This window comes from Bradyrhizobium sp. CCBAU 21365 (assembly GCF_015291305.1).
Lineage (GTDB): Bacteria > Pseudomonadota > Alphaproteobacteria > Rhizobiales > Xanthobacteraceae > Bradyrhizobium > Bradyrhizobium elkanii.
Genome location: NZ_CP030036.1, coordinates 6735628 through 6748234 on the forward strand (window position 1 = coordinate 6735628; position 12607 = coordinate 6748234).

The 12607-nt window shown below is 64.5% G+C and carries 13 protein-coding genes; 8 read left to right on the forward strand and 5 right to left on the reverse strand.

Annotated elements, in window-relative coordinates; translation table 11 throughout:
* The first annotated feature begins 498 nt into the window (after nucleotides 1–498).
* Together XI02_RS31795 and XI02_RS31800 are read left to right on the forward strand one after the other, a co-directional pair.
* Nucleotides 499–1422: an ABC transporter ATP-binding protein gene (locus tag XI02_RS31795; protein WP_018273008.1), complete on the forward strand. Its 924-nt coding sequence runs from the start codon at nucleotides 499–501 to the stop codon at nucleotides 1420–1422.
* Nucleotides 1419–2180: an ABC transporter permease gene (locus XI02_RS31800; protein ID WP_028342160.1), complete on the forward strand. Its 762-nt coding sequence runs from the start codon at nucleotides 1419–1421 to the stop codon at nucleotides 2178–2180. The genes XI02_RS31795 and XI02_RS31800 overlap by 4 nt, the downstream gene beginning before the upstream one ends.
* A 144-nt stretch (nucleotides 2181–2324) precedes the next feature.
* Here XI02_RS31800 and XI02_RS31805 read toward each other — a convergent pair whose 3' ends face one another.
* Nucleotides 2325–2654 (reverse strand): hypothetical protein, encoded by a 330-nt coding sequence (locus tag XI02_RS31805; RefSeq protein WP_172647441.1) that lies wholly within the window; start codon nucleotides 2652–2654, stop codon nucleotides 2325–2327.
* Between the two features lie 302 nt (nucleotides 2655–2956).
* On the opposite strand from XI02_RS31805, the gene XI02_RS31810 reads away from it, so the two are divergent.
* On the forward strand, nucleotides 2957–3754 hold the full coding sequence (locus tag XI02_RS31810; protein WP_172647440.1) for a L,D-transpeptidase: 798 nt from the start codon (nucleotides 2957–2959) through the stop codon (nucleotides 3752–3754).
* A gap of 257 nt (nucleotides 3755–4011) precedes the next feature.
* Nucleotides 4012–4860 (forward strand): alpha/beta hydrolase, encoded by an 849-nt coding sequence (locus XI02_RS31815; protein ID WP_244981067.1) that lies wholly within the window; start codon nucleotides 4012–4014, stop codon nucleotides 4858–4860.
* A 98-nt stretch (nucleotides 4861–4958) separates the two neighbouring features.
* On the opposite strand, the gene XI02_RS31820 is transcribed toward XI02_RS31815, so the two are convergent.
* Nucleotides 4959–5516 (reverse strand): DUF308 domain-containing protein, encoded by a 558-nt coding sequence (locus XI02_RS31820; protein WP_172647439.1) that lies wholly within the window; start codon nucleotides 5514–5516, stop codon nucleotides 4959–4961.
* A gap of 133 nt (nucleotides 5517–5649) precedes the next feature.
* Here XI02_RS31820 and XI02_RS31825 point away from each other — a divergent pair, with 133 nt between their 5' ends.
* Nucleotides 5650–6237: a TetR/AcrR family transcriptional regulator gene (locus XI02_RS31825; protein WP_016841568.1), complete on the forward strand. Its 588-nt coding sequence runs from the start codon at nucleotides 5650–5652 to the stop codon at nucleotides 6235–6237.
* 46 nt (nucleotides 6238–6283) lie between these two features.
* Here XI02_RS31825 and XI02_RS31830 read toward each other — a convergent pair whose 3' ends face one another.
* Entirely contained in the window at nucleotides 6284–8548 is a 2265-nt protein-coding gene (locus tag XI02_RS31830; protein ID WP_194483246.1) for a spermidine synthase, read from the reverse strand.
* Between the two features lie 235 nt (nucleotides 8549–8783).
* Between XI02_RS31830 and XI02_RS31835 the strand changes: the two genes are divergently transcribed.
* The gene (locus XI02_RS31835) at nucleotides 8784–10385 is read left to right on the forward strand and encodes an NAD(P)/FAD-dependent oxidoreductase (protein ID WP_172647437.1); all 1602 of its coding nucleotides are present in this window, start codon (nucleotides 8784–8786) and stop codon (nucleotides 10383–10385) included.
* A gap of 275 nt (nucleotides 10386–10660) precedes the next feature.
* Here XI02_RS31835 and XI02_RS31840 read toward each other — a convergent pair whose 3' ends face one another.
* Nucleotides 10661–10825: a Flp family type IVb pilin gene (locus XI02_RS31840; RefSeq protein ID WP_016841571.1), complete on the reverse strand. Its 165-nt coding sequence runs from the start codon at nucleotides 10823–10825 to the stop codon at nucleotides 10661–10663.
* 170 nt (nucleotides 10826–10995) lie between these two features.
* On the opposite strand from XI02_RS31840, the gene XI02_RS31845 reads away from it, so the two are divergent.
* Both XI02_RS31845 and XI02_RS31850 read left to right on the forward strand, forming a co-directional pair.
* Nucleotides 10996–11880: a 50S ribosomal protein L11 methyltransferase gene (locus XI02_RS31845; RefSeq protein WP_172647436.1), complete on the forward strand. Its 885-nt coding sequence runs from the start codon at nucleotides 10996–10998 to the stop codon at nucleotides 11878–11880.
* Nucleotides 11847–12383, forward strand: a complete 537-nt coding sequence (locus tag XI02_RS31850; protein WP_244981066.1) for a hypothetical protein — start codon at nucleotides 11847–11849, stop codon at nucleotides 12381–12383. The genes XI02_RS31845 and XI02_RS31850 overlap by 34 nt, the downstream gene beginning before the upstream one ends.
* Before the next feature lie 18 nt (nucleotides 12384–12401).
* On the opposite strand, the gene XI02_RS31855 is transcribed toward XI02_RS31850, so the two are convergent.
* Nucleotides 12402–12587 carry a hypothetical protein gene (locus tag XI02_RS31855; protein ID WP_069277987.1) on the reverse strand — a complete coding sequence of 62 codons (186 nt, stop codon included), beginning with the start codon at nucleotides 12585–12587 and terminating at the stop codon, nucleotides 12402–12404.
* Nucleotides 12588–12607: the final 20 nt, after the last annotated feature.

The window sequence follows — 12607 nt, forward strand, 5'->3', positions numbered from 1 at the left end:
TAAATAGCAGGGCGTCGGAACTGCGTCCCCACTCCCGCTTGCGCGGGCAGGGCTATCGCATATGGCTGTCGGCCACGTCCCATAGCCCGGCCATGACACCACGTCAGTCGCGGTAGTCCCCAAATGCCATATGCGATGGCCCCGAGCGAGGGGCACCCTCATGATTTCGGAATAATAGAAGAGTAGCGCTGATTTGCCCGACGAGTCAAGTTGCCGTGCCCGCCGGCAGCCGCCGACTCCTTTGCATGGGGTTGTTTTCGATATTTTGGCAGTGCGCCCATCACGGCAGGCTATCAGCCTCGTTCGATAGCCCGGCCATGACGACGTGGACACGTCAGTTGCAGAAGCCCGCAACCGGGAGAGCGGACACCGCAGAATAAATTTCTCACTCGCCGAGCGATTGCAGAACGGACCGTGCGTCCCTATCTCGGCTTGACCCGCATCCGCTCCGCCCGTGCCCAATCCGCGCGCGCCCCTCCCTCACGCTCCCTGCCCTGCATGTCGCCGATCATCTCCGTATCCAATCTTTCGAAGACCTATGGCTCCGGCTTCAAGGCGCTGAAAGGCATCAATCTCGATATCGTCAAGGGCGAGATCTTCGCGTTGCTCGGGCCGAACGGGGCCGGCAAGACCACGCTGATCAGCATCATCTGCGGCATCGCCAATCCGAGCGAGGGCCGCATCACGATCGGCGGGCACGACATCATCGCCGACTATCGCGCGGCGCGGTCGATGATCGGGCTGGTTCCGCAGGAACTGCACACCGACGCGTTCGAGTCGGTGTGGGCGACCGTCAGCTTCAGCCGCGGCCTGTTCGGCAAGCCGAAGAACCCCGCCCATATCGAGAAGGTGCTGCGCGACCTGTCGCTGTGGGACAAGAAGGACGACAAGATCATCACGCTGTCCGGCGGCATGAAGCGCCGCGTGATGATCGCCAAGGCGCTGTCGCACGAGCCGCAGATCCTGTTCCTCGACGAGCCGACCGCCGGGGTCGACGTCGAATTGCGCAAGGGCATGTGGGAGGTGGTCCGCACGCTGCAGGCTTCCGGCGTCACCATCATCCTGACCACGCACTACATCGAGGAAGCCGAGGAGATGGCCGACCGCATCGGCGTCATCAACAAGGGCGAGATCATCCTGATCGAGGACAAGGCGACCTTGATGCAGAAGCTCGGCAAGAAGGAGCTGACGCTGCAATTGCAGAACAAGCTCGAGGCCATTCCCGATGTTCTGTCCGCCTACAATCTCGAATTGTCCGACGACGGCCGCACCGTGACCTATGACTACGATACCAAGGGCGACCGCACCGGCATCACCAGCCTGCTCAACGATCTGCGCAATGCCGGCATCCGCATCTCGGACCTCGATACGAAACAAAGCTCCCTCGAAGACATCTTCGTCAGCCTCGTGAGGGCGCCATGAATTACCGCGCAATCCGGGCCATCTATCTGTTCGAAATGGCGCGCACCTGGCGCACGCTGCTGCAGAGCATCGTCTCGCCCGTGGTGTCGACCTCGCTGTATTTCGTGGTGTTCGGCGCCGCGATCGGCTCGCGCATCACCGAGGTCGAGGGCGTCAGCTACGGCACCTTCATCGTGCCGGGCCTCGTGATGCTGTCGGTGCTGACCCAAAGCATCTCCAACGCCTCGTTCGGCATCTACTTCCCGAAATTCGTTGGCACGATCTACGAGATCCTGTCGGCGCCGATCTCCTATTTCGAGATCGTCATCGGCTATGTCGGCGCCGCCGCCACCAAGTCGATCATCCTCGGCCTGATCATCCTGGCGACGGCCGGGCTTTTCGTGCCTTTGCATATCCAGCATCCGGTGTGGATGCTGACATTCCTGGTGCTGACGGCGGTCACCTTCAGCCTGTTCGGCTTCATCATCGGCATCTGGGCCGACGGCTTCGAGAAGCTGCAGATGATCCCGATGCTGGTGGTGACGCCGCTGACCTTCCTCGGCGGCAGCTTCTATTCGGTGAACATGCTGCCGTCGGGCTGGCGCACCATCACGCTGCTCAATCCTGTGGTCTACCTGATCTCCGGCTTCCGCTGGAGCTTCTACGAGATCGCCGATGTCAGCGTGCCGCTGAGCCTCGGCATGACCGTGGGATTCCTGGTGGCCTGCATGGCCATCGTGGCGTGGATCTTCAGGACCGGCTACCGGCTGAAGAACTGAAAAAGCTTCAGTGGCCCGGATGGAGCGAAGCGCAATCCGGGACCTTGTCGCCAAACCTGCAGAACCCGGATTTCGCGGAGCCTGTCATCGGGCGCGCGTTCGCGCGACCCGTTGGCTCCATCCGGGCTACAGGTTCTTCAACGATCAATAGCAATGGAAATGGCCGTGGCGGTAATAGCCGCGGCAGCGGTGGCCACGGCGGTAGCCGCGATCCGGGATGCCGAACACGCCCTTGACCGCGCCCATGGCGCCACCGACACCGGCGCCGACGGCGCCGCCGACCACGCCGCCCACCGGCCCAGCAACCCGGTTGCCTTCATAGGCGCCCTCATGCGCGCCGCGGACGATGCCCTGGGCATGGCCGGTATGGGGGACTGCAACCAGCGTCAAAGCGAGGGCTGCGGCCGCAAGCAGGAGCCGCGCGGAGAGGCCGGCTGGGACGACGGCCGCGGTCTTCACCTTGGTGTTGTTCATCTGGATTCCTTGATGCGCGGCGCGAACGCGCCGCCAAGCGGGAATTTGTTAAACGCCCATGCGGCCAAATGGTTGCCCGTCGGAGACCAATTGGGCCGCCGTCGCGGCCTGCTCGCGAAAAAGTCAGCCCGCCGTGACAGGGCAGGCCCGGCTTCGGCCTTGTTTGCGCCGCGCGCGGGATTAACCATGGCGATTGATCACGGCCTTGGCCCGCCACTGGAACCAAGTTCGGATTCCGTGCATATTGTTGCCGGGGACGGAGAGCCGCGGCTTCGCGAGCAGGCCTGGAGGCCAAAGGTAAAATGCGTTCGTTCCTCATTGCGTTCACGTCCGTGATGCTCTTCACCGCCGGCGCCGCACAGGCCAAGGTCGATATCACCATCGACAAGGACAACCAGCAGATGACCGTCGCGGTCGACGGCGTCGCGCGCTATCACTGGCCGGTCTCGACCGGCATCCCGTCGCGCGAAACGCCGAACGGCAGCTTCCGCGCCTTCCGCATGGAAGAGGATCACTATTCCAAGGAATTCGACGACGCGCCGATGCCGCACTCGATCTTCTTCACCAAGATCGGGCATGCGATTCACGGCACCGACTCGGTGAGCCGTCTCGGCACGCCGGCCTCGCATGGCTGCGTGCGGCTGTCGCGCGACAACGCAACCACGCTTTACTCGCTGGTCCAGAAGGAAGGCGTGCTCAACACCACCGTGACGCTGACCGGCTCGTCGCAGGTCGCGCTGGCGCGCAATCCGCGTGGGCGCAACGGCACCGCCGTCGCCCGCCGCGCGCCGCAGCAATATGACGAGCAGTACGGCACCGCCGCCGCCGGCGACCCGGTCGTGCTGACGCCGCAGCCGCGCGACTATCCGGCGCAGGCCCGCGCCGACGACGGCTACATCTATCCGGCCGACGGCAGCTCGACCGATCGCCGCTATCCGGCACCGCCGTCGAGTCGCCGCGTCTACGACGCGCAGGCCTATGGCCAGCAGCAGCAGCAGTACTACGGCAATCAGGGCTACGCGCCGGCGCCGCAGGGCTACTACCAGCCGCGCCCCGCCTATCAGCCGCGCGGCTTTTACGGCAACACCTATCAGGACTGAGACGCTCTCGTGGTCCAATGACGGCGCCGCAGGCAGCGCGCCGTCAGTTCACGCTCCCCTCACCCGCTTGTGACCGTCGCAAACGGTGCGCGTCATCGTGCGCCGGGGCCCGTCGTCGCGTCGTCATCTGATTGTAAAACTAGCCCGATATTCGGCGGCACAAGCGCCCGCCTGGCCCCTGGAGGCCGATGCACGCGGCATGCCCGATGAAATCAGGGCGAGAAGCGCGGGTCACGTAGGCAAGATCAGAGGTCGACATGAAACGGGGCATCATTGTCCTTTGCCTGTGCATCGTGGCGATGGCCGCCTATTTCACGACGGACAGATGGGCCATCCGTCACACGACGCTGACGTTCCACGACGTTCTGCGCGACGACCGCAACGTCACGGTCGAGGTCGCGGTGCGCCGCGACCGGCAAATGCAGGCGATGGCCGAGATGATCGAGCTGCCGGTCGCGATCCTGAGCCACGGCAACACCGTCAAGAATACCGAGTACTCGTTCCTCACCAATTTGTTCGCGTCGCGCGGCTACCTCGTGATCAGCATTCAGCATGATCTCGACACCGACGCGCCGATGGTCACCAAGGTCGGCGAGGAATATGTCGGCCGCCGCATGCAGTACAATCGCGGCGTCTTCAACATCATGTATGCGATCGACGAGCTCAAGAAGCTCTATCCGAACGCAAACTATCGCCAGCTGACGTTGATCGGCCATTCCAACGGCGGCGACATCTCGATGTTCTTCGCCAAGCAGCATCCCGACCTGGTCAAGAAGGTCGTCACGCTGGACAATCTGCGCGTTCCCTTCATCACCGACGGCAGGATCAAGATCCTCTCGTTTCGCTCCAGGGATCCGGTGTTCAAGGCCGATCCGGGCGTCGTGCCCGACGACGAGACCTGCGCGAGACTCGGCATCAAGGTGGTCAGAACCGAATTCCAGCACAACGATCTCAGCGACCGCGGCCCGGACAGCGCGAAGTCGTCGATCCAGGCCGGCGTGGAGCAATTCCTCGACGAGGACGCCGGCGAAAGCACGCCGACGATGCCGCTGCTCGCCGCCTCGACGCCCGCCTCCGCGAGTGCGGCGCCGCCAGAAAACAAATAGTCGCGTCGCGCGGATGGCGGGCTCGCGCTCTCCGGTGCTGCCGGACAGCTCTCCGTTCCGATTGAATCGGAACGGAGCCCTGGCTTCTCGCTTTGACCCTAAGCGCGGGCGTGGCGATAGCCGGCGGCTACGAGCCAGATTGCGGAAAGCAGGAAATAGAACGCGCCGAAGCCCGCATAGGGAGCGACGTCGAGAATGGTCGGCACAACGGTGCCGATGGACTGGCTGATCATGTAGCCGCCGGCGAGTGCCGACTGTGCGCCACTCAGGATCATCGCCCATTGCGCGCCATAATGACGCCAGCGCCTGACGCCGGTGGACAATTGCAGCACGCCCGCGAGAATCGCCCAAGCCCCGAACACGGCCAGGACGGCATAGCTGCTGTGGTTGAGCGCCGCGATCACTGCGAGCGTCGTGATCGCGCTGACCGCGACATTCAGAGCCTGGGACGGATTGGCCTTCAGGCCGCCATTGACCCGGGCGTCGGCCAGATTGGCGATGCCGTCCCACGCCGGGTAGATCACGAGGAGAAGCGCGGCAGGGCCGGCTTGGCCGCTGAACAGAACGGCGGCGGCGACCCAGGCGACCGAGAAGATGGCGCGCCCGAGATAATAGGATCGCAGCCAGGCGGATTGGGTCGAAAGGTGGCTTTGCATTGACAGGCTCCTGTTGGTCTTCCTACTAGTAGGTAGATGACAAATCCGAGTCAACCTGGCCGTCCGACGTGCTGTGAGGAGAGGAAGGTCTTGATTTGCCTCTGGAATTTACCTACTGGAAGGTAGGCATGACGTGAACGTGATGATCTCGACTTCTGAAAAAATTCTCGCCGTCGCTCAGCCCCTCATCGTCGCCGGCGGCTACAATGGGTTTAGCTATGCCGACATCTCGGATGCCATCGGCATCCGGAAGGCCAGCATCCACCATCACTTCCCGACCAAGGCCGAGCTGGTTTCGACGCTGGTGGATCGCTACCGGCAGCAGACTGAGCTGGGCCTGAAGTCGCTTCAGGAGCAGTTCGCAAGCCCGGCCGACCAACTGCAGGCTTACGTGAACTTCTGGCAGGCGTGCATCGGCGATGCCTCGCTGCCGTTCTGCGTCTGCGCGATGCTTGCCGGCGAGATGCCGATGTTGCCGGACGAGGTCGCATCGCGCGTCCGCGCCCACTTCCACCACCTTGCGGAATGGCTCGCCTCGGTGCTGCAGGCCGGCGCGGAACAGCATCTGTTCCGGCTGGACCAGCGGCCGCACGAGGAGGCCCAGATGCTGATGGCATCGGTTCACGGGGCAATGCTCTCGGCGAGGGCTTTCGACGATCCCGGAGTGTTTGCCGCGATCGTCAAGCCCCAGTTCGCCAGACTGCTGGTGGCCGATCGCTAGAGAATTATCGCGCGGAAGCCGCCGCGATTGGCTCGGCTTGCAGGTCCTACTGCTCGCCGTCGCGCAGGCGGCGGTACACCGCGCCCAGCACGTTCGAATAGTCGTCGGTCCAGACCCGCTGCTTCTCATCGGCTTCGGTCTCGGTCCAGACATCAGACGATGCGAGCTTGCCGACGTCCTCCTCCTCGCGCGCGGAGACGACGACCGAGGTCGAGAAGATGTACTCGTTGTCGCGGCCGGAATCCTCGCTGTAGACCCAGCTCTTCATGTCGTTGGCATCCGCAATGCCGACCACGACGCTGGCGAGTTCGAGATGCCGGTTGGAGACGTGCATCACGACCGCGCCCTGCGGCGCCAGCTTCTCCTTGTAGATCGCCATCGCCTCCTCGGTCGCGAGATGGATCGGGATCGCGTCCGACGAATAGGCGTCGACGATGATGAGATCGTAGGCGCCGTCCGGCTCCTTGGCGAAGGTCAGCCGCGCGTCGCCGATCACGGGCTTGAGGTTCGGCTCGCAGTTCTGGATGTAGGTGAAGTATTTCGGATCGCGCGCGGTATCGACCATCGACTGGTCGATCTCGAAGAAGCGCCAGTCCTCGCCGGGGGCCGACGCGCAGGTCAGCGTCCCCGAACCTAGCCCGATCACCGCCACCTTCAGCGGCGCGCCCTTGCGCTCGCGGATCGCTGATATCGCCCGCCCGATGCCGCCGTCCTTGTGATAATAGCTGATCGGCTCGGGCGTTCCGGCGACCGGCGTGCCGTCATCGTTCTTGAACTTCTCGGCGCCATGGATCGTGGTGCCGTGCATCAGCACGTGATACTGCCCGTTCGGCGTCACCACGATCTTGTGCACGCCGAAGAAGCTGCGCACGGTTTCGACGCGGCCATCGTCGGATGGATAGGCGCGCAGCACCACCAGCGCGACCACGACGGTGGCGAAGATCTTCCAGCGATTGGCGTTGAGCGCGAGCGCCAGCAGCGCCGAGAGCACGCCGACCGCGCCGATCACCCAGACCCGGTGCACGTCGAACCAGTTGAAGATGTCGCCGGCCGAATAGCTCGGCGCGATCAGCGCCACCGCCAGCACCGCGAGGAACGGCCAGTACCAGGCGCTCGCGCGCGGCAGCCGCTCCGCGCCGCCGGGCGGGCGGCATAGCGCCGCGAGCGCCAGCAGGATCGGATATTCGGCGACCCATGAGAAAGTAAAAGGCGCAATAAGCCCCGCGAACAGGCCGCCGACCATGCCGCCGAACGACAGCGCGACGTAGAAGCCGGTGAGATATTTCGCCGCCGGGCGGGTGCGCGCGAGCTCGCCATGACAGGCCATCGCGATGATGAAGAAGCAGAGCTGATGGCCGCCGAGCGTGAGCAGCAGGTTCTGCTCGCCGCCGACCGCAAGCAGGATCACGACGCCGGCAATCGCCAGCGGCTGCGCCAGCAGCATCCATTTGTGCGGCAAGAGCGGCCGCGACTGGAACACCAGCACCCAGGTCAAGAGATACAGCGACAGCGGCAGCACCCACAGCAAGGGCGCGGCGGCGACGTCGGTCGAGATATGCGCCGTCACTGCGATCAAAAGGCCGGACGGCACCGCGGCGAGGAAGATCCAGCGCGCCCGCAGCGGCCAGGACGGCGCCGGCGCATTGGCGTCATCGACCTGCATGTTGAGTGCGGCGGCATTGGCCGGCGACCGCAACAGCAGCACGCCGCACCCCGCGATCAGCACGATCAGCAGACCATAGCCACCGGTCCAGATCAGGTTCTGGGTGCGCAACGTGAACATCGGCTCGAGCAGCACCGGATAGGACAAGAGCGCGAGGAAGCTGCCGATGTTCGAGGATGCGTAGAGGAAATACGGATCGGGGCCGTTCGGGTGGCCGGTGCGCACGAACCAGGCCTGCAGCAGCGGATTGTTGGCGGCGAGCGCGAAGAACGGCAGGCCGATCGAAACCGCGAACAGGCCGAGCAGCCAGACCGCATAACCGGACGTCGGCGGCTCGCCCCAGCCGCTCCTGATCGCCAGCGGCAAGGTCACGAGCGCGACGACGAGCAGCACCAGATGCACCACGACCGGCGCAAAACGGCCGTTCAGCTTCATCAGGAGATGCGCATAGGCGTAGCCGCCGAGCAGCAGCGACTGGAAGAACACCATCGCCACCGACCACACCGCCGGCGAGCCGCCGAGCCGCGGCAGCACCATCTTGGTGAACAGCGGCTGCACCGAGAACAGCAACAGGGCACTGACGAAGATCGCGGCGGTGTAGACAACCAGCACCAGCCGGTTGCGCGAGGCGGTCGGCTCAGACGTCATGAAAGCTCCGGCATGGACCCGGCGGGCGCCGGAGGCGGACGGTCCGGTGGCACCCCACCGGAGGATTTCAGTTGAGCATACGGCACTATCACGGACAAGAAACGGCGGTCACGCGGACTTGACGACGCGGCGCTGCGGCGCCACAGCACGTTAATCCTGTTTGAGCATGATCCCTTCGGAAAACCGGTTTCCACCTTTCCGGATCATGCTCTAATCACTGCTTCTTGAAGCGAACATGAACGAAACAGACGTCGTCATCATCGGTGCGGGGCACAACGGCCTCACCTGCGCGGCCTATCTTGCGATAGCCGGGCTGCGGGTGAAGGTCGTGGAACGCCGCAAGGTGGTCGGCGGCGCCGCGGTCACCGAAGAATTTTGCCCGGGCTTCCGCAACTCCGTCGCCGCCTACACGGTGAGCCTGCTCAATCCGCAGATCATGTTTGACCTGAAACTTGCCGACCACGGCCTCAGGATCGTCGAGCGGCGCGCGCAGAATTTCCTCCCCTCGCCCGATGGCAGCTATCTGCTGACGGGCGAAGGCCGAACCCGGGAGTCGGTCGAAAAACTCAGCCGCCAGGATGCGGCCGCAATCGACGCGTTCTCAGGGGAACTCGAAGCCATCGCCGACGTGCTGCGGCAATTGGTGCTACGCGCGCCGCCGAACCTCGTCGAGGGTTTTGGCATCGGCGCGATCAGCGAGGCCTTCAACGCGCTCGGCACCGCCAACATCCTGCGCCGGCTGTCGCTGGAACAGCAGCGCAATCTGCTCGACCTGTTCACGCGATCGGCCGGCGAGATGCTCGACGAGCGCTTCGAGAACGATCTCGTCAAGGCGCTGTTCGGGTTCGATGCCATCGTCGGCAACTATGCCAGCCCCTACGCGGCGGGCTCGGCCTATGTGATGCTGCATCATGCGTTCGGCGAGGTGAACGGCAAGAAGGGCGTCTGGGGCCACGCGATCGGCGGCATGGGTGCGATCACCCAGGCGATGGCGCGTGCCGCGTGCAGCCATGGCGTCGAGATCGAAACCGATGCTGCCGTCCGCGAGGTGATCGTCGAGAAGGAGCGCGCCGTCGGCGTCATCCTCGACAATGGCAAGACCGTGCGCGCCAAATACATCGTCTCGAACGTCAATCCGAAGCTGCTGTACACGCGCCTGGTGCCGGAAGGCGCATTGGCGCCCGCGTTTCGCGCGCGCATCTCACGATGGCAGAACGGGTCCGGCACGTTCAGGATGAATGTGGCGCTCAGCGCCCTGCCCTCGTTCAGCGCGCTGCCCGGCCTGGGGGATCACCTCACGGCGGGCATCATCATCGCCCCGAGCCTCGGCTACATGGATCGTGCCTGGCACGATGCGCGCGAATTCGGCTGGAGCCGCGCGCCGGTCGTCGAGGTGCTGATCCCCTCGACGCTCGACGACAGCCTGAGCCCGCCGGGCCAGCATGTCGCGAGCCTGTTCTGCCAGCACGTCGCGCCGCAGCTGCCCGACGGCAGATCGTGGGACGATCATCGCGAAGAGGTCGCCGATCTGATGATCGCAACAGTCGACCACTACGCCCCCGGCTTCGCGGGCACCGTGATCGGCCGCCAGGTCCTGTCGCCGCTCGATCTCGAGCGGGAGTTCGGCCTGCTCGGCGGCGACATCTTTCACGGCGCGCTGACACTGAACCAATTGTTCTCGGCGCGGCCGATGCTCGGCCATGCCGACTACCGCGGACCTCTGAAGGGTCTCTACCATTGCGGTTCCGGCGCCCATCCCGGCGGCGGCGTCACCGGCGCCCCCGGCCACAATGCCGCGCGGGCGATTTTGGCCGACCATCGGGCGCTGTTCTCGTAGCGCGGACGAGACACCACGCGCCGCGCTCATCGCACGGCAAGCTGTGGACAGGCGTGTTGAGAAGCTGTGGGTCCGCGGTGGACAGCGGCCTTGTCCAGGGACGGGATAACCGGTGGACGGTGCTGTGGACCGGCTGTGCGACAGACGCTGACAATCCCGGGAAAACGCAGTTGACGTCTTGTCGACAAGCTGCGTGTGGCTCTGTGGACAACCGGTCAAAAAGAAAACACCGGGCGTCTCCGCCCGGTGCTTCCCTGAGAACGCCGTTCGAGAGATTACTTCAGCGAGCCGCTGATCGAGTTGAAGGTCCCGCTCAGTGCCGTGCCGACGCCATTCACCGCAGCGATGATGGCGATGGCGATACCAGTCGCGATCAGTCCGTATTCGATGGCGGTCGCGCCGGATTCATTCCGCAAAAACTTAACGATAAAAGCCTTCATTGCAGCCCTGCCCTTGGTTGTGATGCCTTGGAACGAAGGGTGTTCCCAGTTCCGCCACCGTACTAGTACGGCAACATCTAAGGTTGTCTGAACCGGGAACCTCTCAATTCTCGCGATATTCGATTGAATCCGGCTTGAAATTTTAACAAAAATCGCGCTACCGGCCTCCGATGACCCCGTCCACACACCGCGCCAGCGTCACCCTTCCAGATGAATCGACCGCAAAGCGCGTGGTAGACGCGCTTTCGGAGCTGTTTTTCGAGGATCAGGCGGCGTTTGCGGCCTTCGAGCGGCCGGATGGCCGCTGGGACGTCACCGTCCATTTTGCCGAGCCGCCGGACCAAAATTTACTCCGCGAGCTGGTCGGCCAAGTGGTGCGGCAGGATGTCGCATCTACTTTAGTTTTTGATACCGTGGAGGCGAAGGACTGGGTCAAGGCCAGCCTGGAGGATCTTGTCCCGGTCGCGGCCGGCCGCTTTATCGTCCACGGCCAGCATGACCGGCACCGGATACCCCCCAACAAGCTCGGGATCGAGATCGAGGCGGCGCTGGCCTTCGGCACCGGCCATCACGGCACCACGCGCGGCTGCCTGCTGCTGCTCGACCACGTGCTGAAGGCGTATCAGCCCCGCCGCGTGCTGGATCTCGGCACCGGGACCGGCGTGCTGGCGATCGCCGCCGCCAAGGCGCTGCACGGCAAGGTGCTGGCGAGCGATATCGACCCGCCATCGGTCAGGGTCGCCGAGGAGAACGCCCGGCTGAACGGCACAGGCGATCTGGTGGACGTGATCCGCGCCACCGGCTTTGCCGCACCGCGCTTTGCCGAGGACGGTCCGTTCGACCTGGTGCTCGCCAACATCCTCGCCAATCCGCTGCGGCAGCTGGCCGGCCCGATGGCGCGCCACCTTGCCTCGTCGGCGCAGGTCATTCTCTCGGGCCTGCTGACGCACCAGGCGCCGGCGGTCATCGCCGCCTACCGTGCCCGCGGGCTGGTGCCGCTGCGGCATCTGAAGATCGAGGGATGGAGCAGCCTGCTGCTGCGCTCCGTGAAGTGACGACGACCGGCAGACAGTGCGGCGACTGCACGCTCTGCTGCAAGGTGATGGCGATCGAGGAACTGGCAAAGCCCGCCAACACGTGGTGCCCGCACTGCGAGCCGGGGCGCGGCTGCCGGACCTATCGGAGCCGGCCGGCGGAATGCCGCTCGTTCAGCTGCGTCTGGCTGGCGAACGAGCTGCTGGAGGAGCACTGGAAGCCATCCAGGTCGAAGCTCGTCCTGACCACGTCGGAAGATGGTCTTGAGGTCAGATGCGATCCGGGCTTCCCCGACGCCTGGCGCAAAGAGCCGTTTCGCAACGAGCTCAGGGAATGGGCGATCTCCGGCGAGACGCTCGACATGACCGTCGTCGTGATCGCCGGCCAGCGCATGACGCTGCTGACGCCCGATCGCGAATTCGATCTCGGCATCGTCGGCCCCGATGAGCGGATCGTGCGCGAGCTCGAGGACGGCAAGGTCGTCAATGTGACTGTGGCGAAGGCGTCGGATCTGGAACGGTAGCCGCGATCCGTGGATTAGCTATTCGGGTGCCGGAGAATCGCTGCGGATGGTCTCGACCTTGTCCTGGCCGGCTGCACGCCTGGCGCGCGCCTCGACCAGACGGTCCAGCATCTGGACGATGACGCCGCGCTGCTTCTGTTCGACCGGCGCAATCGGGCCGCGGCGGACCGGCGGCGAGATCTTCTCAAACGTGAATGCAGGCATCGTGCATCTCCTCACCGTTG